The organism is Streptomyces sp. NPDC007896, from assembly GCF_042959425.1.
GTDB lineage: Bacteria > Actinomycetota > Actinomycetes > Streptomycetales > Streptomycetaceae > Streptomyces.
In genome coordinates, this window is sequence record NZ_JBIBKX010000008.1 from 92,336 (window position 1) to 113,381 (window position 21,046).

General features: G+C 70.1%; 20 protein-coding genes. 11 read left to right on the forward strand and 9 right to left on the reverse strand.

The window, feature by feature from the left end:
* Window positions 1-103: 103 nt before the first annotated feature.
* The 3 genes from ACFZDJ_RS25650 to ACFZDJ_RS25660 all read left to right on the forward strand — a co-directional run bounded on the left by ACFZDJ_RS25650 (window position 104) and on the right by ACFZDJ_RS25660 (window position 4,021).
* Window positions 104-1,651 carry an ATP-binding cassette domain-containing protein gene (locus ACFZDJ_RS25650; RefSeq protein ID WP_391062491.1) on the forward strand — a complete coding sequence of 516 codons (1,548 nt, stop codon included), beginning with the start codon at window positions 104-106 and terminating at the stop codon, window positions 1,649-1,651.
* Window positions 1,648-2,787 carry an ABC transporter permease gene (locus ACFZDJ_RS25655; RefSeq protein ID WP_390937573.1) on the forward strand — a complete coding sequence of 380 codons (1,140 nt, stop codon included), beginning with the start codon at window positions 1,648-1,650 and terminating at the stop codon, window positions 2,785-2,787. The genes ACFZDJ_RS25650 and ACFZDJ_RS25655 overlap by 4 nt, the downstream gene beginning before the upstream one ends.
* Window positions 2,788-2,857: 70 nt before the next feature.
* Window positions 2,858-4,021, forward strand: coding sequence for a substrate-binding domain-containing protein (locus tag ACFZDJ_RS25660; protein ID WP_391061889.1), 1,164 nt, complete (start codon window positions 2,858-2,860; stop codon window positions 4,019-4,021).
* A gap of 13 nt (window positions 4,022-4,034) precedes the next feature.
* Here ACFZDJ_RS25660 and ACFZDJ_RS25665 read toward each other — a convergent pair whose 3' ends face one another.
* Together ACFZDJ_RS25665 and ACFZDJ_RS25670 are read right to left on the reverse strand one after the other, a co-directional pair.
* Window positions 4,035-6,125, reverse strand: a complete 2,091-nt coding sequence (locus ACFZDJ_RS25665; RefSeq protein ID WP_391061892.1) for a SpoIIE family protein phosphatase — start codon at window positions 6,123-6,125, stop codon at window positions 4,035-4,037.
* Between the two features lie 175 nt (window positions 6,126-6,300).
* Window positions 6,301-7,347, reverse strand: a complete 1,047-nt coding sequence (locus ACFZDJ_RS25670; RefSeq protein WP_391061896.1) for an alcohol dehydrogenase catalytic domain-containing protein — start codon at window positions 7,345-7,347, stop codon at window positions 6,301-6,303.
* Between the two features lie 96 nt (window positions 7,348-7,443).
* On the opposite strand from ACFZDJ_RS25670, the gene ACFZDJ_RS25675 reads away from it, so the two are divergent.
* Window positions 7,444-8,043 carry a TetR family transcriptional regulator gene (locus tag ACFZDJ_RS25675; protein ID WP_390937581.1) on the forward strand — a complete coding sequence of 200 codons (600 nt, stop codon included), beginning with the start codon at window positions 7,444-7,446 and terminating at the stop codon, window positions 8,041-8,043.
* A 141-nt stretch (window positions 8,044-8,184) separates the two neighbouring features.
* Window positions 8,185-9,393: an FAD-dependent oxidoreductase gene (locus ACFZDJ_RS25680; RefSeq protein WP_391061897.1), complete on the forward strand. Its 1,209-nt coding sequence runs from the start codon at window positions 8,185-8,187 to the stop codon at window positions 9,391-9,393.
* A gap of 88 nt (window positions 9,394-9,481) precedes the next feature.
* On the opposite strand, the gene pgm is transcribed toward ACFZDJ_RS25680, so the two are convergent.
* A complete protein-coding gene (gene pgm, locus ACFZDJ_RS25685; protein ID WP_391061901.1) occupies window positions 9,482-11,122 on the reverse strand; it encodes a phosphoglucomutase (alpha-D-glucose-1,6-bisphosphate-dependent) in 1,641 nt (546 codons plus the stop codon).
* A 232-nt stretch (window positions 11,123-11,354) separates the two neighbouring features.
* Here pgm and ACFZDJ_RS25690 point away from each other — a divergent pair, with 232 nt between their 5' ends.
* Complete coding sequence (locus ACFZDJ_RS25690; RefSeq protein WP_390937585.1) at window positions 11,355-12,173, forward strand: SAM-dependent methyltransferase; 819 nt, start codon at window positions 11,355-11,357, stop codon at window positions 12,171-12,173.
* Between the two features lie 66 nt (window positions 12,174-12,239).
* Here ACFZDJ_RS25690 and ACFZDJ_RS25695 read toward each other — a convergent pair whose 3' ends face one another.
* The gene (locus tag ACFZDJ_RS25695) at window positions 12,240-13,160 is read right to left on the reverse strand and encodes a helix-turn-helix transcriptional regulator (RefSeq protein WP_168515242.1); all 921 of its coding nucleotides are present in this window, start codon (window positions 13,158-13,160) and stop codon (window positions 12,240-12,242) included.
* Between the two features lie 98 nt (window positions 13,161-13,258).
* On the reverse strand, window positions 13,259-13,468 hold the full coding sequence (locus ACFZDJ_RS25700; RefSeq protein ID WP_054233872.1) for a DUF397 domain-containing protein: 210 nt from the start codon (window positions 13,466-13,468) through the stop codon (window positions 13,259-13,261).
* 309 nt (window positions 13,469-13,777) lie between these two features.
* Here ACFZDJ_RS25700 and ACFZDJ_RS25705 point away from each other — a divergent pair, with 309 nt between their 5' ends.
* The 5 genes from ACFZDJ_RS25705 (at window position 13,778) to ACFZDJ_RS25725 (ending at window position 16,326) form a co-directional block, all read left to right on the forward strand.
* Window positions 13,778-14,281, forward strand: coding sequence for an ATP-binding protein (locus tag ACFZDJ_RS25705; protein WP_391061903.1), 504 nt, complete (start codon window positions 13,778-13,780; stop codon window positions 14,279-14,281).
* Entirely contained in the window at window positions 14,278-14,820 is a 543-nt protein-coding gene (locus tag ACFZDJ_RS25710) for a hypothetical protein (protein ID WP_390937590.1), read from the forward strand. The genes ACFZDJ_RS25705 and ACFZDJ_RS25710 overlap by 4 nt, the downstream gene beginning before the upstream one ends.
* A gap of 120 nt (window positions 14,821-14,940) precedes the next feature.
* Window positions 14,941-15,576 (forward strand): AAA family ATPase, encoded by a 636-nt coding sequence (locus ACFZDJ_RS25715; RefSeq protein WP_391061906.1) that lies wholly within the window; start codon window positions 14,941-14,943, stop codon window positions 15,574-15,576.
* Window positions 15,573-15,797 (forward strand): hypothetical protein, encoded by a 225-nt coding sequence (locus ACFZDJ_RS25720; RefSeq protein ID WP_390937592.1) that lies wholly within the window; start codon window positions 15,573-15,575, stop codon window positions 15,795-15,797. The genes ACFZDJ_RS25715 and ACFZDJ_RS25720 overlap by 4 nt, the downstream gene beginning before the upstream one ends.
* A gap of 88 nt (window positions 15,798-15,885) precedes the next feature.
* The gene (locus tag ACFZDJ_RS25725) at window positions 15,886-16,326 is read left to right on the forward strand and encodes an OsmC family protein (RefSeq protein ID WP_384916347.1); all 441 of its coding nucleotides are present in this window, start codon (window positions 15,886-15,888) and stop codon (window positions 16,324-16,326) included.
* Window positions 16,327-16,356: 30 nt separating this feature from the next.
* Here the strand turns inward: ACFZDJ_RS25725 and ACFZDJ_RS25730 are convergent, their stop codons facing one another.
* The 4 genes from ACFZDJ_RS25730 to ACFZDJ_RS25745 form a co-directional block, all read right to left on the reverse strand.
* Entirely contained in the window at window positions 16,357-16,845 is a 489-nt protein-coding gene (locus ACFZDJ_RS25730; RefSeq protein WP_390937596.1) for a 2Fe-2S iron-sulfur cluster-binding protein, read from the reverse strand.
* A gap of 21 nt (window positions 16,846-16,866) precedes the next feature.
* On the reverse strand, window positions 16,867-18,990 hold the full coding sequence (locus ACFZDJ_RS25735; RefSeq protein ID WP_391062494.1) for a molybdopterin cofactor-binding domain-containing protein: 2,124 nt from the start codon (window positions 18,988-18,990) through the stop codon (window positions 16,867-16,869).
* A gap of 115 nt (window positions 18,991-19,105) precedes the next feature.
* Window positions 19,106-20,083, reverse strand: a complete 978-nt coding sequence (locus ACFZDJ_RS25740) for a LysR substrate-binding domain-containing protein (protein ID WP_391061911.1) — start codon at window positions 20,081-20,083, stop codon at window positions 19,106-19,108.
* Entirely contained in the window at window positions 20,076-21,005 is a 930-nt protein-coding gene (locus ACFZDJ_RS25745) for an EamA family transporter (RefSeq protein ID WP_391061914.1), read from the reverse strand. The genes ACFZDJ_RS25740 and ACFZDJ_RS25745 overlap by 8 nt, the downstream gene beginning before the upstream one ends.
* Window positions 21,006-21,046: the final 41 nt, after the last annotated feature.

Below are 21,046 nucleotides of genomic sequence, written 5' to 3' on the forward strand. Positions count from 1 at the left end.
AGTCGCGGCAGCGGGCAAGATGTCTGAAATACTCGAATTCACCCCACTGATTGCAGCGATGAAGGTCGGATGGAACTCGCCGGCCGACCCCTCGGAGATGTCCGTGCATGACGCTCCCGACACTTCCCGGAAGGACGTCCCGCCCTTGGGGGCGACGCCTCTGGTCCGCATCCGCGGGCTCGGCAAGCGGTTCGGCGGGACACTCGCCCTGGCCGGGGTCGACCTCGACGTCCACGCCGGCAGCGTCCTGGCCCTCCTGGGGCCCAACGGTGCCGGAAAGTCCACGCTCATCAAGGTGCTCGCGGGCGTCCACCACGCCGATGCGGGACAGATCACGGTGGACGGGCACCCGCTCGGAAGCCATGCCGCCTCCCGCAGCATGTCCTTCATCCACCAGGACCTCGGTCTCGTGGAGTGGATGACGGTCGCCGAGAGCATCGCTCTGAGCATCGGGTATCCCCGGCGCGCCGGCCTGATTTCCTGGAGGCGGACCCGGGAGCGCTGCGCCGACGCCCTGAGGACCATCGCCGGACATCTCGACCCCGACGCACCGATCGCCCGCCTGTCGCCCGCCGAGCGCTCGCTGGTCGCCATCGCCCGCGCCCTGGCGGCACACGCGAAGCTCATCGTCCTGGACGAGGCGACCGCCCGACTGCCCGCCGCGGACTGCGCCCGGCTCTTCCGCGCGCTCCACGCCCTGCGCGACCAGGGGCACGGCATCCTCTACGTCAGCCACCGGCTGGACGAGGTGTACAAGGTCGCCGACGCCTTCGCCGTCCTGCGCGACGGTCACCTCGTCAGCCACGGCCGGCTGGCGGGCCGCAGCCCCGCCCGTCTGGTGCACGACATCGTCGGCGAGGAACCGGCCGACTACCGGCCCGGCACGATCCCGGCCGACGGCCCGGCCGTCCTGACCCTCGACGGCGTACGAACCGCAGGCGCGGGACCCGTCAGCCTGGACCTCAGAGCCGGGGAAGTCCTGGGCCTGGTCGGACTCTCGGGCGCAGGACACATGGACCTGGGCCGAGCCCTCGCCGGCTCCCGGGCCGTCCTCGACGGGCGCGTCCTGCTCGGCGGTCGGCCGTACAGCCCGCGTACGGTAGCCGACGCCGTCGGCCTCGGGGTGGGCTTCGTGAGCGGCGACAGGCAGCGGGAGGGCTGCGCCGCCGAGTTGACGGTACGTGAGAACCTCCTGGCCAACCCCGGCGCGGGCGGCCTGTCGGCGCTGAGCTGGATCAGTCCCCGCCGCGAACGCGCCGAGGCGGCCGGCTTGATCGAACGGCTCTCGGTGCGGCCCCCCGACAGCGAGGCTCCTCTCGCCACCCTGTCCGGCGGAAACCAGCAGAAGGTCGTGATCGGCCGGTGGCTCCGGGTCGGCCTGCGCCTGCTGATCCTCGAGGAGCCGACCGCGAGCGTGGACATCGGCGCCAAGGCCGCGGTCTACCGCCTGCTCGACGACGGGCTGGCCGCCGGCCTCGCGGTCCTGCTGATCTCCACCGACTTCGAGGAGGTCGCGGGCGTGTGCCGACGCGCCCTGGTCTTCGTCCGCGGGTCGGTGACGACCGAGCTGAGCGGTCCGGACCTCACCGTCGCCGGGCTCACCCGGGCGGCGTCGGCCATGCCCCTCTCCGGAACCGCGACCCACCCATGACGGACTCCCCCTCCCCTCCCCGCCCCCGGCCGCAGCGGACGGGGCCGCTGCGGCACCTCGGCCGACCGGGCGGGCCCCGGCGACCGCGTGGACCGGGCGGGCACCTCATCGGCAGGTACGGCCTCCTGGTGCTCACCGCCCTGCTCTTCCTGATCTTCTCCCTCGCTCTGCCGCGTACCTTCCCCACGCTGGACACCGTCGACGCGATCCTGTCCACCCAGTCGATCCCGGCCGTCCTCGCACTGGCCGCCATGGTCCCCATCGTGACGGGCAGCTTCGACCTCTCCCTCGGCTACGGCCTCGGCCTGGCGCACGTCATGGTGCTGCAACTCGTCGTCAACAACGGCTGGCCCTGGCCACTCGCCTGCCTCGCGGTGCTCTTCGGCGGGGCGGTCGTGGGCGTCCTGAACGGTGTCATCGTCGAGTTCGGCCGGATCAACTCCTTCATCGCCACTCTCGGAACCGGCAGCATGCTGTACGCCGTGACCGGCTGGATCACGAACGGCGGTCGGATCGTCCCCGGCCCGCAGGGCCTGCCCGCCGCCTTCGCCGACCTCTACGACTCCACGTTTCTCGGCCTGCCCGTCCCCGCCTTCTACGTACTCGGTCTCGCCGTCGCGCTCTGGGTGGTGCTGGAACGGCTGCCGCTCGGCCGGTACCTGTACGTCATCGGTGCGAACCGGCGCGCCGCCGACCTCATCGGCATCCCGACGCGCAGGTACTCCGTCTATGCGTTCACCGCGTCGGGACTGATCGTCGGCTTCGCCGGCGTCCTGCTCGCGGCCCAGCAGCAGATCGGCAACCCCAGCGTCGGCCTCGACTACCTGCTGCCCGCCTTTGCCGCCGCTCTCCTCGGCTCCACGGCGATCAGACCCGGCCGCCTCAACGCCATGGGCACCGTCGTCGCCGTCGCCGTCCTGGCCGTGGGCCTCACGGGGATCGGTCAGATGGGCGCGGGCTTCTGGACGATTCCGCTGTTCTACGGCGGCACCCTGCTCGTGGCCGTCGGTCTGTCCGGCTACTCCGCCCGCCGCCTTCGCACCGGCGCCGTGGCGGCCCGCGACTCGCCCGACGCGCCGCCTCCGCCGCCCTCCTCCCCGACTCGGGACGGTGGCGCGGCGGGCACTACTCCATGATCCGCGCCACGGGTACCGCCTGTGTGCCCTCGGCCGCGTCGCCCCGCCCCTTCCTCCGCGAGGAGCTCCCGTGCACGGCAACCGCAAGGCCACTTCCGGCGTCAAGAAGGCGCGGTCCGTCGCCACCACCCTGCTCATCGCGGCAACGGTCCTTGCGGGCTGCGAACGCGGCTCGTCGAGCGGCCCGGAGAACTCCCCCACAGGCCCTGGTGGCTGCCCCGCGATCCAGGCCCGCGCCGAGACCGCCGTCAGACAGGCGGAAAGGACCGACGTCCCCTGGAGCGGGCCGACCAGCGGACCCACGGCGGTCTCCGCCAAGACCATCGTCTACGTCGCCCAGGCCATGACCAATCCCGGCGTCGCAGGTGCCGCGAACGGCGTGCGGGAAGCCGCACGGGTCATCGGCTGGAGCGTCAGGGTGATGGACGGCGGGGGCACGCCCGCAGGCGTCCAGGCGGCGATGAGTACGGCCTTGGCACTCAAACCCTCGGGCATCGTCATCGGCGGCTTCGACCCCAACTCGACGTCCGAGCAGGTCTCGCAGGCCGGCGAGGCAGGCATCCCGCTCATCGGCTGGCACGCGGTCGCTGCCCCCGGACCCAGCCGAAGACCCCGGCTCTTCACCAACGTCACCACCCGGGTCGAGGACGTGGCCGCTATCAGCGCCCAGTGGATCATTGAGCACTCCGACGGCCACGCCGGGGTCGTGCTCATCACCGATGCCTCGATCCCCTTCGCCAGGAACAAGTCCGAGCTGATCAGAAGGGACCTCTCCACCTGCTCGGGCGTGCAGCTCCTGTCGTACGAGAACATCCCGATCTCGGACGCGAGCAGCCGCATCCCCCGGGAGATCTCCTCTCTCCTCTCCCGCTTCGGGAGCACGTGGACCCACTCCGTCGCCATCAACGATCTCTACTTCGCCGACGCGGCCCCCGCCTTCCGTGCCGCCGGGAAGAACGGCGCCGGGCCGCCCTTCAACATCGGAGCCGGTGACGGCGACCCCTCCGCCTTCCAGCGCATCGACAGCGAGCAGTATCAGGCAGCCACCGTCCCCGAGCCGCTGTCCCTGCAGGGCTGGCAGATCGTCGACGAGTTCAACCGCGCCTTCTCGGCTCGGCCCGCCAGCGGATATGTGGCTCCCATCCACATCACCACGGCCGACAACAGCCACGGGGCCACGACCTGGGACCCGTCGGGCTATCGGGAGGCGTACCGGAAGATCTGGGGCAAGTAACCCCGCGTCCTCCTCACAGGGAACGTACCGCGCGGGCGATCAGCAGAGCGACGTCGTCGCGGTCGCGCGGATGTCGCAGACCCTCAAGAAGGCGGTCGCACGTTTCCTCCAACGGGCAGTCGTCCCCCTCCAGAGCGCTGACCAGGACGGCGAGGCGTTCGTCGATGGAGTCATGGCGGGTCTCGACCAGACCGTCCGTGTACAGGACCAACTTGTCGCCCAGGCCGAATTCGACGGCGGTCGCTTCGAACGGGACACCGCCGACCCCGAGCGGGATACCGGCGGGCAGATCGAGCAGGCGGGGACGCTCGCCACTGCGCACGAGAACAGGAGGCAGGTGGCCGGCGTTGGCGATGCGGCACTCGCCGCGGTGGGGATCGTAGGCGGCGTAGAGGCAGGTGGCGATGTACTGCTCCAGCCCCGACGTGATCGAGTCGAGCTGCTCGAGAACCCGGGCGGGCTCCAGGTCGAGGCTGGCGAAGGCGGCCGTGGCGGTGCGCAGGCGCCCCATGGCCGCGGCGGCGTCGATGCCGCTGCCCATGACGTCGCCGACGACGAGGGCCGTCTTGTCGCCGGCGAGCGGGAGGACGTCGTACCAGTCGCCGCCGATCTCGTAGGCGGCCTGTGCCGGGACGTAGCGGGAAGAGACCTGCAGGCCGGGAAGGCGGGACGGGTGGTCGGGGAGCAGACTGCGCTGGAGGGTCTCGGCGGCGGTGCGCACGCTCTGGTGCGTGCGGGCGTTGTCGATGCACACCGCGGCGCGGAATGCGAGCTCGGTGGCGATGGCGAGGTCGTCCTCGTCGAAGGGCCGCGGATCCCGGGCGCGGGAAAGCCCCAGGAAGCCCAGGACGGCGCCGCGTGCGGTCAGCGGGACGGCCATGTAGGAGTGCACCCCGGCCCGGGCCAGCAGCGTGGCGGCGCGGTCGTCGCGCGCGATGCGACTCAGGTCCTTCCCATCGGCATGGGTGATCAGGATGGGCCGGCCGGTGCGCACGCATTGGGTGGCCACGCGATCGGCGTCATAGGAGGTGATGTTGCCCGGCGGATCGGCGGCCCGGACGGCTTCGGTGGGGTAGGCGGCCTTCACGGCGAGGGCGCGGAAGAGCGCGGGGCCGTTGTCGGAGGCGGAGCGGTGCTCGTCGAGGACGGAGTCGAGCACGTCGACGGCGACCATGTCGGCGAACTCGGGAACGGTCACTTCGGCCAGCTCCCGGGCCGTCTCTTCGACCTCCAGGGTGGTGCCGATACGAGCGGAGCCGTCGGCGATCAGGGCCAGGCGCCGCCGGGTCTCGGTGGCCTCCATGGCCGACCGGTACCGCTCGCTGACGTCCACCACGAGTTCGGCCACCCCGAGAACACGGCCCTGGGTGTCCTCCAGCCGGTACACCGAGATCGACCACGCGTGCCGTTGTTCCGGGTCGGCCGGGGTGAAGCCGACGACGGTGGACTCGTCGACCAGGGGGATCCCGGTCTCAAGGACCCTCCTCATCGCGACCTCGATCACCTCGAACTTGTCGGGGCTCATGATCTCGCGGTAGTGGCGGCCGAGGTGCTCCTTCGCGGGGAGACCGTGCATCCGCTCCAGCGCGGGGTTGACGGCCAAGTACCTGAGGTCGGTGTCGAGGATCGCCAGCCCGAAGGGGGACTGGGAGATCAGCCGGGTGGACAGAGCGACATCCCGCTCCACCTCGCGAAGCGTGGGTGAGTCGGTGCCGAGCCCGAGGGCGTAGAAGTCGCCGCGGTCGTCCAGCAGCCGAGTATTCCGCAGCTCCACCAGCCGGGTGCTCCCGTCCTTGCACCGGATGGGAAACGTGCCGCCCCAGCCCTGGCCGGTCTCCATGACCTCGGCGAACTTCTTGATCACCCAGTCCCAGTCCTCCTCACGGACGAGCAGCAGGGCGGCGTACTGCCCGAGCGCCTCCTCCGCGGTGTACCCGTACAGTTCCTCTGCCTGGGGACTCCACAGAACGATCCGTCCGTCCGCGTCCAGCAGTGTCGCCGCGACGCCGAGAAGGTCCATCAGCCCGCTCGGCTGCGTCGGCTCGCTGTCCCGGCGGGTGCGAGCCCAGTCGATGCCCGACGGACGCCATTCGGCTTCGCTCATCACAGGCACTCCTTCCGCGGCCGGCGGCACGCGAGGCATTCGCCGGTCTGGAGCGCGGCCTGCCCGTCTCCACAGGCGCGTCGCCTTCCATGGTCCCCCACGACTGCCGGACTACACACCCCGACCGTTCAGGCCGACGGACACCGGGCCGGAATTCAGCCGTTCGGCACCTCCTTCAGGCTGCCAGGTCGGACATGTCGAGGACGAAGCGGTAGCGGACGTCGTTGCGGCCGAGGCGTTCGAGGGCCTCGTTCACGCGCGCCGAGGGGAGGAGCTCGATGTCGGCGGTGATGCCGTGCTCGGCGCAGAAATCGAGCATGGCGGTGGTCGCAGGCCTGCCGCCGCTGCCTGCGGAGCTGAGCTTCTTGCGTCCCACGAGGAGGTCCATGGTCTCCACGGTGACGGGTCCGAGGTGCCCGAGGTGGCTGAGCGTCCCGTCCATGGCGACCAGGCGCAGGGAGGGGCCCAGGTCGTGCGGGGCCGAGATGGTGTCGATGACGACGTCGAACCGGTCACGGGCGTCGGCCATCTGTTCCGGGTCCGTCGAGACGAGGAGGCCATGGGCGCCGAGACGACGAGCGTCGTCCGCCTTGTCGGGTGAGCGGCTGATGACCGAGGTGTCAGCCCCGACGGCCACGGCCATCTTGACCGCGAGATGGCCCAGGCCGCCCAGTCCCGCCACGGCGACGCGACTGTGAGCCCCCACGCCCAAGCTGTGCAGCGGTTCCCAGACCGTGATCCCGGCGCAGAGCAGAGGAGCGGCAGCGGCCGGATCCAGACCGGCGGGCAGAGGGTGGACGAACCGGTCGCGGACGACGTACTCGCGGGAGTAGCCCCCCAGAGTGGTCGATCCGTCGTGCCGGTCGACGCCGCCGTAGGTCAAGGTCGGGAAGGCGTGGCAGAAGTTCTCCTGCCCGGCCCGGCACATCGAGCACTCCCCGCAGGAATCGACGATGTTGCCGACCGCGACAGGGTCGCCGACGGAGAAGCCGGTGACGGCGGGCCCGGCCTCGGCCACCACGCCCGTGAACTCGTGCCCCGGCACCAGAGGTTGGCCCCCTTCGCCGTCGTGACTGCGGACGGCGTGCAGATCGGTGTGGCAGACACCGCAGTAGTCCACTCGGATCGCGAGGTCGTCCGGGCGCAGATCGCGCCGCTTCAGCGACGTCCGTCGCAGCGTCGCCGCCGGGCCGTCCGCCTGCCAGCCAGTTGTCGTCCGCACCACGCATCTCTTTAAACAGACTGTTCGGTTTATCTGAGCCTGGACGCACCTGGCGCGCCAGGCAAACCAACTGTTCTGTTTGGTAGCCTGACAGGCATGACAGACCGGCCCCTGACCTCGCGCGGAGCGGCGACGTACGAGCGCATCCTCGATGTGGCAACCCGCGAGTTCGCCGAGCACGGGATCGCCGGCGCGCGCATTGAGCGGATCGTGGCCGCCGCGCGCACGAACAAAGCGCAGCTCTACGCCTACTTCGGAAACAAGGAAAGGCTCTTCGACGCCATCTTCTTCGGCTCGCTGGAGCGGATCGTGAATGTCGTCCCGATCGACGCCACCGACCTCGCGGACTGGGCCGTACGGCTCTACGACGAGTACCTCCGCCGCCCCGACCTCATCCGGCTGGCCACCTGGGCACGCCTGGAGCGCCGCCCGACCGGGCACCTGGTGGACGATCCCGACCGCCTCGACGACCGCAAGTTGCGGGCCATCGCCGAAGCCCAGGCCGCCGGCCTGGTGCGCCAGGGAGACCCGTTCGACGTGATGGCCATGGTCATCGCCATGTCCATGGCCTGGTCACCGGTCAGCAACGTCTACGCGGCAACCGCCCAGGAGCCCCCCGAAGTTCACGAACAGCGTCGCTCCCTGCTCCGCGAGAGCGTCCACCGCGCCATGACAGCCGACCGCAAGGGGAACTAGGACATCGCCGCGGCCATGCGACCGCGGACCGTCCGATCGGGAAGTTCCAGGGACGGGTCGGGAACCCCTCGTAGTCGCCCGCGCGTTGGGCACTGCGCAGGTACATCGCGCGAGAGCCCACCTGGTGCCAGGGGATGCGACATGACGGAGATTCTTGTCATCGGAGGCGGTATCGCCGGTACGGCGACGGCCTTGGCCCTGCACAAGGCAGGGTTCGGCGTCACCGTGTACGAGGCGCACCCCGAATCGGCCTTGGACATCGGCGCCTTCCTCACACTCGCGAGCAACGGCATGCGCGCCCTCGCCCAGATCGACGCCTCCACCGCGGTCACCGAGGTCGGCTTCCCGCTTCGTTCCATGAGCGTGCTCGACGCAGCGGGCACCGAGGTGGCACAGATGCCGCTCGGAGAGGCCCACGACCCGCTTCTCGCGTACCGATGCCTGCGCCGTGGCGAGTTCAACGCCGCCTTGCAGGCGGAGGCCACACGCCGGGGCATCGGCCTGCGGCGCGGCACCCGGCTCGCCTCCGTCGAGGACGGTCCGGACGGCGTCACCGCACGTTTCACCGACGGCTCCGCCGCGACCGGTGACCTACTGATCGGCGCCGACGGGCTGAACTCCACCGTCCGGGAGTCGATCGCCCCTGAGGCACAGCCCTGCTTCGCGGGTGAGAGCGTCTTCTACGGCTACGCCAGTGAGGCGCCCCTGGTCGCGGAGACCGGGCGTTTCACCATGGTGAGGGGCGGCGCGGCCGCCTTCGGCTGTGCGGTGTCACCCGGCGGAGAGACGTACTGGTTCGCGCGCGTGGCCGGTGCGCCACTGTCCGCCGACGACATCGCGCACGGCACGCCCGGCCACTGGCGTGGGCTGCTCGTGCCGTTGCTGCGCGGGGACGCCACTCCCGCCGCGGACGTGGTCGCGGCCACCACCGACCGCATCATGGTCACCAACGCGACCGAGATTCCGGCCGGCACACCATGGCGCCACGGACGGACGCTGATCATTGGCGACGCTGCCCACACGGCCTCCCCCGCGACCGGCCAAGGAGCGTCGATGGCGCTCGAGGACGCTGTCGTACTCGCGAAGTCACTGCGGGACGCGCCCGACACCGAGTCCGCGCTCTCCCTTTACGAGGCTCTCCGCCGCCCTCGCGTGGAGCACAACATCACGATCAGCGGCAAGATCTCCCGCGGTTTCCACACACCGTCACGCACCGCTCGGACAGCTCCCGCTCCCCGCCCCGGAGACGGCGACCTCCTCCGACACCTGGAGTGGGACATCGACATCTCGACCGTGGCCGAAGGCAGTTCGGCGGCAGCAGCAGGTGCCGGTGGTCGGGACGCCGGTTGACGGGCTGAAGGACCGTTGCGGACAAGGGCCGTCGCGAGAACAGCCCTTGTCCGGACCCGCTCACCATCTCCGGGTCACACGCGTGGTGTCAGCCGGTCAAGGCCGCCGAGACCACGGCCTTGGCCTCCTCCTGCACCTGGCGCAGGTGATCGGCTCCGAGGAACGACTCGGCGTAGATCTTGTAGACGTCCTCGGTGCCCGACGGACGGGCCGCGAACCAGGCGTTTGCGGTGGTCACCTTGATGCCGCCGATGGGCGCATCGTTGCCCGGAGCATGGGTGAGCACCGCGGTGACCGCTTCTCCGGCAAGGGTGTCCGTGCTGACCTGCGCGGGTGAGAGCTTCGCGAGGAGGGCCTTCTCCTCGCGGGAAGCCGGGGCGTCGATGCGCTCGTACGCGGGGGCGCCGAAGCGTGCGGTCAGCGCGGTGTAGTGCTCCGAGGGGGTCTTCCCTGTCACCGCCGTGATCTCGGAGGCGAGCAGGGCCAGGATGATGCCGTCCTTGTCGGTGGTCCACACCGAACCGTCGCGGCGCAGGAAGGACGCGCCGGCCGACTCCTCCCCGCCGAACCCGAGTGAGCCGCTGACCAGCCCGTCCACGAACCACTTGAATCCCACGGGCACTTCGACCAGTTGACGGCCCAGGTCGGCGGCGACCCTGTCGATCATGCCGGACGACACCAGCGTCTTGCCGATCCCCGTGCCCGCGGGCCACTGGTCCCGGTGGGAGTACAGGTAGGAGATGGCGGCGCTGAGGTAGTGATTGGGGTTCATGAGCCCGGCGTCCGGTGTGACGATCCCGTGGCGGTCGGCGTCGGCGTCGTTGCCCGTGGCGATCCGGAAGCGGTCGCGCTGCTCGATGAGCGAGGCCATGGCGTAGGGCGACGAACAGTCCATACGGATCTTGCCGTCCCAGTCCAGCGTCATGAATCGCCAGGTCGGGTCGGTGAGCGGGTTGACCACCGTCAGGTCGAGCGTGTGCTGTTCCGCGATGCGTCCCCAATAGGCGACCGATGCCCCGCCCAGGGGATCCGCGCCGATCTGCACGCCGGCCGCGCGGATCGCGTCCAGGTCCAGCACGTTCGGCAGGTCGGCCACGTAGGAGCCGAGGAAGTCGTAGCGGCCGGTGCCGGGGGCAGCAAGCGCCCTTGTGTAGGGAATGCGCCGTACGCCCTTGAGGCCGCCCTCGATGAGTTCGTTGGCCCGGTCCTGGATCCAGGACGTCGCCTCGGAGCCCGCCGGGCCGCCGTTCGGCGGGTTGTACTTGAAGCCACCGTCGGCGGGCGGATTGTGGGAGGGGGTGACCACGACCCCGTCCGCGAGACCCGAGGACCGTCCGCGGTTGTGGGTGAGAATGGCGTGCGAGACCGCCGGAGTCGGCGTATAGCCGTCCGCGCTGTCAAGGAGCACCGACACTCCGTTGGCCGCGAAGACCTCCAGTGCGGTGACCTTCGCGGGCTCCGACAGGGCATGGGTGTCGGCGCCCAGGAAGAGGGGACCGTCGATGCCCTGGCCCTCGCGGTACTCGCAGATGGCCTGACTCGTCGCGGCGATGTGGTCCTCGTTGAACGCGGTCGCCAATGACGACCCACGATGTCCGGACGTACCGAAGGCCACGCGCTGGCCGGGTTCCGCCGGGTCGGGGTGCAGCGCGTAATACGCCGTGACCAGCCGGGCTACGTCGACGAGGTCCTCGGGACCGGCCGGAGTGCCCGCTCGTTCGTGCTGCATGTACCCGCACCTCCACCTCGGTTTTTCATCGCTTGCGGTCCCATGTTTCCTCACCGGGCGGCGCGGCCGCACGGTGCCACGGCGGTGACTGGTGACGCGCCGGGCCAGAGGGTCCCGCGGGTGCTGTCCCGGAGATCCTCGGTCAACAGGCTGGTATCCCCAATTGCCCATTGCCTAGGATGTATTGTCTGTCAAGCCAAGCCACCAGAAGCAGCTTGGAGCTGGGGGAACGATGCAGGCTGGAAAGCAGTTGTCCACGAAGATCGACGCCACCGTACCCACGGCTGCTCGTATGTACGACCACTACCTGGGCGGCAAGGACAACTACGCAGCCGATCGGGCAGCCTGCGCCGAGCTGGACAAGGTCGTGCCCAGCACACGCGCCTTGGCGCTGAACAACCGGCGCTTCCTGCAGCGGGTCGTCGGGACGCTCGCGGCCGAGTACGGAATCAGGCAGTTCCTCGACCACGGGTCCGGCCTGCCCACCCAGGAGAACGTCCACCAGGTCTCGCAACGCGTCGATCCCTCGTCGCGCGTGGTGTACGTCGACAACGATCCGATGGTGCTGGTGCACGGACGGGCGCTGCTGGACCAGAATGACCGCACCACGGTCATACACGCCGATATGCGTGACACGGAGAAGATCTTCTCCCACCCGGACACTCAGCGCCTGCTCGACTTCTCGCAGCCGGTGGCCGTGCTGTTCAACTCGGTCTTCCACTGCATTCCGGACGGGGAGACCGACGGTCCGCTCGCCGTGGCCCACCGGGTGGCCGAACGGCTCGCGCCCGGCAGCTTCATGGTGATGTGCCAGCTGGTCAGCGAGGACGCGAAGGTCCGGGAGTTCGTCACCGACTTCATGGATCAGGCGACCCAGGGGCATTGGGGCAGGGTCCGCCAGGAGAAGGACGTGGCGGAGTGGTTCGCGGACCTCGACGTCCTGGAGCCTGGTCTGGTGGAGGTGTCCACCTGGCGTCCCGACAACGAGGTCGCACCCCGTCAGCTCACCCAGGAATGGGTCGAGTTCGGCGGCGTCGGCCGGATCCGGTAGGACCGCAGGACCACGGGACCGCTCCCGTCGGCTCCACCGGGATCCGGCCGGTGGAGCCGGAGGCAGTCACGAGGTCGAATAGCGCCCCGCGGTCGTGTCCCGCAACAGCGTCAGCGAATCCCGCGGGGTGAGGGCTTCGTCTCCCAGACGGTCCAGAGCCAGCCGGTACTCTTCGGTCTCGTCCCGGTCCTCCAGGAAGTTCGCGCTCCTGATGTGCTCCAGGTAGACGATGTCGGGTAGATCGAGGCCGCCGAAGCGCAGGTAGGTGATGGGGATGGCGGGCGCGGACGCGTTCGTCACGTCCAGGGGCACGATCTGCAACGTCACCTGGGGACGCTGAGCCATTTCCACGAGGTACTCGAGCTGCTCGCGCATCACCTCGCGGCTGCCCAGTACGCGCAACAGGACCGACTCGTCGATGATCGCCCACAGTTGAGGGCCGTCCTCGCGACGCAGCAGTTCACGTCGGCGCATACGCAGTTCGACACGGCGCTGTACCTCACCGGCCGGTGCCGTGGGCAGGCCGCGCTCCACGACCGCCCTGGTGTAGTCCGGAGTCTGCAGCAGACCGGGGACGTACTGGATCTCGAAGGTGCGGATGGCGGCAGCGGCCTCCTGCAGCCCTACCAGCCGATCGAACCACTCCGGCATCAGCCGCTTGTCGTAGCGCTGCCACCATCCCGGCTCACCGGCACGCCGCAGCAACTGGAGCAGAACCGACGCCTCGTGGTCGTCGGTCTTGTAGAGCTCCAACAGCGCGCGGACGTCCCCTTCCGTGGGCGGCCGACGGCCCTTGCCGGCTTCGATGCGCGACAGCTTCGCCGGACTGAACCCGATGGCGCGAGCGGCCTGTTCCTGCGCGAGGCCGGCGTCTTCGCGGATGCCCGCAAGCTGGACACCGACCAGCATCTTCAGCAAGGTCGGAGCGGGCTCGGTCCGCGTCAGATACGGTTCGAGGCGGGAGACACGAGGTGACTCGGCGGACATCCTGACTCCCTGTAGAACGGCAGACGACGGGGTCCATCCTCGCATCCCTCGTCCTTCTGTCGCACGCGTCGGCAGAAGTGGAATCGTTCGACTCCGCTTCACACCAAATGGTCGAACTCCCCGTCCTTCGCCCCGGCCAGGAAAGCGGCCACTTCAGCCGCTGTGTAGATGAGGGCCGGCCCGTCGGGGTCGCGCGAGTTGCGGAGCGCTACGCCCCCCTCGGCCAGGGATGCCACCTCGACGCAGTTGCCCTCGGCGTTGCTGTGCCGACTCTTCACCCAGCGAACGCCCAGTGAACTGGCCCGCATTCCGTTTCGCACTGACGGCACCGCACTCTCCTTGCTCACGTTCCACCACGGTGTACAGGTCGGCCGCCCACTGGGGCGGACCGAACCCGTGCGGCCTGCCCCAGCCACCACTCGTGCAATTTCCCGTGAAATTGCACGACGGGCGCTGTCAGGATGGATAATAGCTCGGGCGTCAACCGCACTGTTGCCGCCCCGCACCTGACGTCGCATCAGGGAGATGTCGTGTCGTTACCTGCACGCCAAGCACCGAGCCTTGCGAGCGGCAAGGCTGCGCCATCGTCGGGTCGAGCCGCTCCGACCGGCTCACTCATGGAAGAAGCGCGCTCCTCCATCGCGGGGCAAGGACACCCCGGGGAGAGCGAACCCGCGTGCAACTCACCCAGATTCGCCAGCCTGCGCATCACCGACTCCCGTCAGGGGCTCGCCCAGGCGCGCGCCTTCACCCGCAGCACCCTTGGCCGCTGGGCGTTGGACCACCGCAGTGACGACGCCGTCCTCATCGTCAACGAACTGGCCACGAACGCGGTGCTTCACGCGGCACCGCACTCCCCCGCCGGGGAGAACGGCGTGCGGCTGGATCTGACCCTTCGACGCGCCCATCTCGTGTGTGCCGTCACCGATCAGTTCGACAGCCCGCCCGTCTGCCCACGCACGGACGCCCCGCTGGAAGTCCACGGCCGCGGCCTGCGCATCGTGGAAGAACTGTCCGAGCACTGGGGCTGGACCCGCTCTCGTGCGGGCAAGACCGTCTGGGCGATGCTGCCCACTCCCCCGTCTCGGCCGACATCACCGCCCTGGCAGGGTCCGACATGACAGGCGCCGCATCGGCGGAGCCTCCCGGCGCACGGCATCACACAACGCCTCTCGTGGGAGCGGACATGGAGACAGCCCTGAAGAACCTGAGAGACGTCCCATGGCGCGAACTCCAGGATTCCACCGGGTCCGCCACGGGCATCCCCTTCCTGCTCGCGGCCATCACCACGGGTGACGAAGCCACCGCCGTTGCCGCGCTCGCACGTCTACGGCAACGCATCTGCCAGTACGGCTTCGTCGTGGACCAGGCCACCGCCGCCACGGTCCCCTTCCTGTGGGAACTCGCCCAGCTCCCTCAAGTCCCCTGCCGCGTGCAGGTCCTTCAGCTGCTGAAGAGCATCGCCGCCGCCCGACAGTGGGAGAGCACGGCCGTCGCCTACCCCAAGCTGCTCAATCGCCGTGAGAACTACGTGGGATGGGAACGCGAAGCACGCCGAGCCGTGCGCGCCCACCGCGAGACGATCCAGCACTTGCTCGACGAACCGGACCAGGAACTCGTACAAGCCGCGCAGGAACTGGCCTCCGCACTGGCGGACTGACCCACCGTCGGCCTTCCGCGTTAGCCCCTACGAATGATTCACGGCGCCGCAGGGTGAAAAGGGAGAGCGTGTGCCGCGCCGACGGCAGTCGGCCGCTCGCGACCGTTAGCGTTGCGTCTCGTGTCGCTGAGCTATGCCTTTGTGAATCTGAAACCCGGAGTGGGAAAGACGACCAGCGCGGTTTGGTTGGCCCACGCCCTGCACGAGTCGGGCCTCTCACCCCTGCTGGTGGACAGTGACCCCGCCTCCTCCGCCTTGCGCTGGAGCGAACTGGCGGGAGGTTTCCCGTTTCCGGTGATCGCCTTTCCGGTGGGCGACGTGCACCGGCGTGTGAACGACTTTCTCGGCAACCGACAGGCCGTGGTGTTCGACGCCCCGCAGCTGGAGGACCATGCCCACATCGCCCGGAGCATCATGAGGTACGCGAGCGAGTGGATCGTGCCGCTGACCCCGGCCCCCATCGAGCTGGATCGCATGGCACCCATCGGCAGCGAGATGAGCGACGTACAGTCGTTGCGGGCCCAGCCGGCCCGTGCCGCTGTCCTGCTGAACCGCACCAATCGTCCCGATGCCACGCGCACCGGACCCGATGCCGACGCTCGCGAAGCCCTCACCGAGCGTGGCTTCGAAGTGTTGTCCACCCACATTCCCCGACTCGACTTGTACGCCCAGTCGTTCGGCAGCCCGATCGAGGTCAAGGGCTCGGCGTACATGGACCTCGCAGACGAACTCATCAAACGTCAGGACAAGGCGTGAACCAGCGCAAGGACACCTACCGAGCGGCATTGCAACGCGGACCGGACACCGCCGCACCCCGCGCCGTCAAGGTCACTCACCTGCACACCCGATACGTCCGGGTGACCATCGAGCTCGACCCCGCCCTGCAGCGTGAACTGACCCGATGGGTCGAGCCACCCCTGTCCGCGCTCCTGCGGGTCGGCGCCGCCGTACTGCAGCCCCTGAGAAGCACCTCGTAGGCCGGGACGGGGACGCGCGGGCGCCGTTTCTTCGCGTTGCACCGTCGGCAGAGCCAGGTCTCGCGACCTGCGCGTTAGTGTCGTCGGCATGACCGAAAAGAACCTGCGCTCCGTCGCCATCGAGCGGACCGGCACCGGCCACTTCACCGCGACGAACCCTCGCGGCGGCACGATCAGCTTCGGCACCAGCTCCGATCCCCACGGCGGCACCGACTTCACCCCGGTCGAGCTGTTGCTCGCCGCGATCGGGGGCTGCACCGCGGCCGACGTCGATGTCGCCACCGCCCGCCACGCGGAGCCCACCGGCTTCGCCGTCTCCGTCACCGGCGACAAGATCAGTGACGAGTTCGGAAACCGGATGGCCGACCTCGTGGTCACCTTCTCCGTCACCTTCCCGGACGGCGACCTCGGCGACCGCGCCCGCGCGATCCTCCCCCGCGCGGTGAAGACCTCCCACGACCGGCTCTGCACGGTCAGCCGCACGGTCGAGATCGGCACACCCGTCACGGCGACGGTCGCGGACGCCTGACCCCACCCGGACCGAACGCCACCGCGTGCCTCAAGGATGGCTCTGACCAGGACGGTTGACATGGTCGTCGACGGCGGAGGCCTTCTTGATCGCCTCGCGGATCCGGGAGTACGTGCCGCAGCGGCAGACGTTCTCGATACGGTCGATGTCGTCGTCGGTGGGCCGGGGCGTCCTCTTGAGCAGGGCCGCGGCGGCCATGATCTGGCCCGGCTGACAGAAGCCGCACTGTGCGACGTCGCAGTCGAGCCACGCCTGTTGTACGGGGTGCAGGGTGTCGCCGTCGGCCAGGCCCTCAATGGTGGTCACCCCGCGGTCCGCGCAGTCGGCGACCGGGACGACGCAGGGCTGGATCTCCGCCCCGTCAAGGTGGCTGGTGCAGGCACGGCAAACGCCCACGCCACAGCCGTACTTGGGCCCGGTGACGTGCAGCAGGTCGCGCAGTACCCACAGGAGCGGCATGTCGGCGGGAGCCTCGACGGTGACCGGCTTACCGTTGAGGACGAAGGAATAGGAGGGCATCAGCACCTTCTCGGACAGCGATCAGAAGTTGATCGGGAAGCGGCGGGGCTTGGTACGGGTCGCACGGGCGTAGGCGTTCGCCACGGCACCGGCCGCCGCCGGCACGCCGAGTTCGCCGGCCCCGCCGGGCTCACGCCGTGACGGCATGATGTGCGCCTCGAAGCGCAACGGGGAGTGCTGCTGGCGGGCGTAGCGGAAGTCCGCGAAGCTGCCCTCGCGCACCGCACCCCGGTCGATGTGCAGTCCGGCCCGCAGCACGGTGGAGATGCCGTCGACGGCGGTCCCCATGAGCTGGGCCTCCAGTCCGCGCGGGTTGACGGCCGTCCCGACGTCGGCCGCCATCACCACCTTGGTCACCCTGGGGTTCTTCGGGTCGGTGGCGTCGATCTCGACCAGGCAGGCCACGCAGGAGCCGTATTCCTCGTGGACGGCCACACCCTGCGCCTGGCCGGACGGCAGGGGCCGGCCCCAGTTTCCGGCGGCCGCGACCTTGTCGAGTACGGCTTTGACGGCCTTGTTCCTGAGCGTGCCGCGCCGGAAGGCCACCGGGTCCTTGCCCAGCGTGGCGGCGACCTCGTCGACGACGATCTCCTCCGCGGTGCGCATGGTCCCGGAGTCCACCGACCGCCAGGCTCCGAGCGGCATCGCCAGCTCGACCGAGCCCGAACTCCCCGAAATATGACCGAAGTTGTAGAGACCGCTGTCGCTGGGCAGCGGGCCCGCGGCCACCGTGGTCACACCGCCCTGAACGGCCACACCGCCTTGAACGGCGACGCCGCCCTGAGCGGCCAGTCCCTGCCGCTCGTACGACTCGCTCACCGAGGCCATCGCATGGCTGAAGGCCACCACCCTGCCGTGCGCATGGCTGGCCCGGATCCGGTGATGGGAGGCCCCGCGCATCCGGCCGTGCCGAATGTCGTCCCCGCGGCTCCACATCAGCTTCACCGGTCGCCGTGCCGCCTTCGAGATCAGGGCGGCCTCGATCGCGGCGTCGTAGTTCAGCCGCCGTCCGAACGATCCGCCGCCGCGCACGACATGGACCCGGACCTTCGACTTCGGCAGTCCGATCGCCGAGGCGATGCTTTCCCGCGCGTCCATCGGTGTCTGGGAGGAGAACCAGATCTCCGCACGGTCGGCACGTACGTCCGCCACCGCGGTCAGCACTTCCATCGGGGCATGGCTGACGAAGGCGAACTCGAACTCGCCTTCGACCTGCGCCGATCCGCGCGGCGGCGCGCCGACCGAGGGAACGGCGGCCCGTAGCCGGGACCGGATGGCGGTGTCGGACAACGGCGCCAGCGGCCCCGGCCTCCAGGTGATCCGCAGGGCGTCGCGGGCTTTGAATGCGTGGTGGAAGGACTCCGCGACCACGGCTACACCGCCGGCGACCTTGACCACCGCGTGGACGCCGGGCATCGCGCGGGCCGCACGGTCGTCGACCGAGACGAGGCGCCCACCGAGGGTCGGCGGCCGGGCCACCACGGTCGGCTTGGCCCCTGCGACCTCCAGGTCCCCGGCGTACTTCGCCCTGCCCGTGACGATGTCCCGCGCGTCGATCCGGCCCGTCGGCCGTCCGATCACCTTGTGCTGGGACGCGGGCTTGGGCTTGCTCGACACGTCGGGGCGGTGGATCCGGGCGGCGGCCGCCGTCAGCGATCCGAAGGTGGCCGTACGGCCGTCTGGGGCGACCACCATCGTGTCCCGCGTACGCAGGCTCCGGGCGGGCAGGTGCCAGCGCCGGGCGGCCGCGGTCACCAGCCGGGCCCGGGCGGTGGCGGCGAGCGCGCGGGCGGGGCCGTACAGGGAACTGACGGAACTTGAGCCGCCGGTGTACTGGTTCCCCTTGGTGCGGGCCTCGGCGAGCGGGATGTCGACGTCGGCGAGCCGGGCGTCCAGTTCCTCGGCGATCATCATGGCGACCGCGGTCGTGATGCCCTGTCCGACCTCGACGCGCGGCAGTCGTACGACCACCTTGTTGGCGGCGGTGACCTCCAGGACCAGCATCTCCTCGTCCGCGCCGGTCACCAGGACGCGGGACGGGCCGCGCACCTCCGCCGCGGTGGGCTCGACGTCCTCCACCGACGACGTGTCACAGCCGATGGGCGCCGCGACGGTCAGTGTGGACGCCGCGAGCGAGTAGACCATGAACTTCCGGCGGGACAGCTGACGGGCCAACAGGCGCTCCTCTCCGAGTACCCGGGGGGTTCCCCTGGTATGAGGGGGCAGCGCCCTTCGAGGTTGCGTGGGGCGGTCGTCGCGATTACCTGGGCCGGTCGGGCCGGTTGCCGCCCCTGCCGTCGAGCGCCGTGGCCGTCTCGTGCAGCAGGTCCAGTACGGCCCGCAGGTCGGGGTGCTTGCCAGTGCCCGCGCGGCTGACCGTGAAGACGGTCCGGGACACGGGACGGACCAGGGGGTGGAGGCTGAGGGGCGCGGTGTGGTCCGGCAGGGCCATGCGGGGCACCAGGACGGCACCGGCGTCGGCGGCGGCCAGAGCCGTCAGCACGGAGAAATCGCTGCTGGAGGCCCGGATGTCCGGGACGAAGCCGGCCGCGCCGCAGGCCCGCTGGATCATCTCGTAGCAGGAGGTCTCCGGGCCGGGGGTCAGCCACGGCAGATGCGCCAGACGGGACAGGTCCGCGGGCTGCCCGGCGGCGAGGCCTTCCAGACCGGCCCGGTCGGGGTGCAGGGCGAGGAGGACTGGTTCTTCCATCAGGACCGTCTGCTCCCACGCCGCGGGGACACTGCGCGGCAGCACGGTGTAGCTGTGCACCAGGGCGAGGTCGGTCGAGCGCTTGTGGAGTTCGTCGAGGGCCTCGTCGGGCTCCTGAACAAAGAGCCGCAGCGAGAGATCCCGGGCGGCGCCGATGCCGTGGTCGGGGGCGAGATCGGGGCCGGCGAGACGTTCGAACAAGGGCGGCACGAGGGTGCGGGCGGCGGAGGCGAACGCGCTGATCCGTACCGTGCCGCGGCGGCCACCCTTCATCGCGGCCAGGCCCGACTCGGCTGCCGCGAGCTCGGCCAGGATGACCTCGGTGTGGGCCACCAGCAGTTCCCCGGCCGCCGTCAGGCGCAGCGTGCGGCCGTGTTTCTCGACGACGGGCGTGCCGGCCTCCTTCTGCAGAGCGGCGAGGTGCTGGGAGACGGCCGGTGCGGTCAGGTGCAGCGCATCCGCCGTGGCCGCGACGGTTCCGTAGACGGCCAGGTGCTGGAGGATGCGCAGGCGGCGTACGTCAAGCACAAGCGGCTCCTTGCGGCTCGGACCCGTCCTGGGCCGGGGCGTTGGCGGGGTTGTGGTTCTGCTTGTGCCGGCTGATCAGGATCACTCCCGCGACACTGATCGCTCCACCGGCCAGTGCGATGGGACGGGGCACCTCCCCCAGCCAGACGAAGGAGACGATCAGCGCCACCGGCGGCACCAGGTACAGGGCCGCGGTGGAGACGGCGAGCGGCAGCCGGGCAACCGCGTAGGCCCAGATGACGAAGCCGAGGGCGGAGGGCAGGAGGCCCAGGTAGGCGGCGGAGGCGAGTGCGGCGGGCGGGGCGTGGAGGGTCGCGTGCCAGGTGGCGGGGATCAGGGGCAGCGCGAAGACCGTACCCGCGACCATCGCGTAGGTGGCGACCTCCAGACCGGTGTAGTGGCGCAGCAGGGGCTTGCTCGCGAAGTGGTAGACCCCTTGGACCACGGCGGCCGCCAGGATGACGAGGGCCGAGACGGAGAACCCGCCGGTGCCCTCGGCCAGGCTGACGACGGCCGCGCCCACGAGCGCGACGACGCTGCCGACGCCGATGTTGTGGGTGAGCCGCTCACCGAGGAACAGACTTCCCAGCAGCACACTGAAGACGGGGGCGATCGCGATGAGCAGGCTCGCGGTCCCGGCCTCCACGTGCACTTCGCCCCAGTTGAGCAGGACCTGGTACGCGGTCATGCCCGTGACCCCGCACAGGGTGATCAGCGTAAGGTCGCCGCGTCGCGGCAGCCGTACCTTCGCGAAGGGTGCCACGGCCAGCAGCGCGACGGCGGCGACCAGGAGCCGCAGGAACGACAGCGCCGCCACTCCCAGGCCGTCGATGCCGACCCGGATGGCGGGAAAGGCCGACGCCCACAGCACGACGGTGCCGACCAGGGCGAGGAAGCGGGGAGAGGCGACGCGTGCGGACATGGCTCCACCATCGCCGACCAGAATGAGAAGTTCCAGTTAGC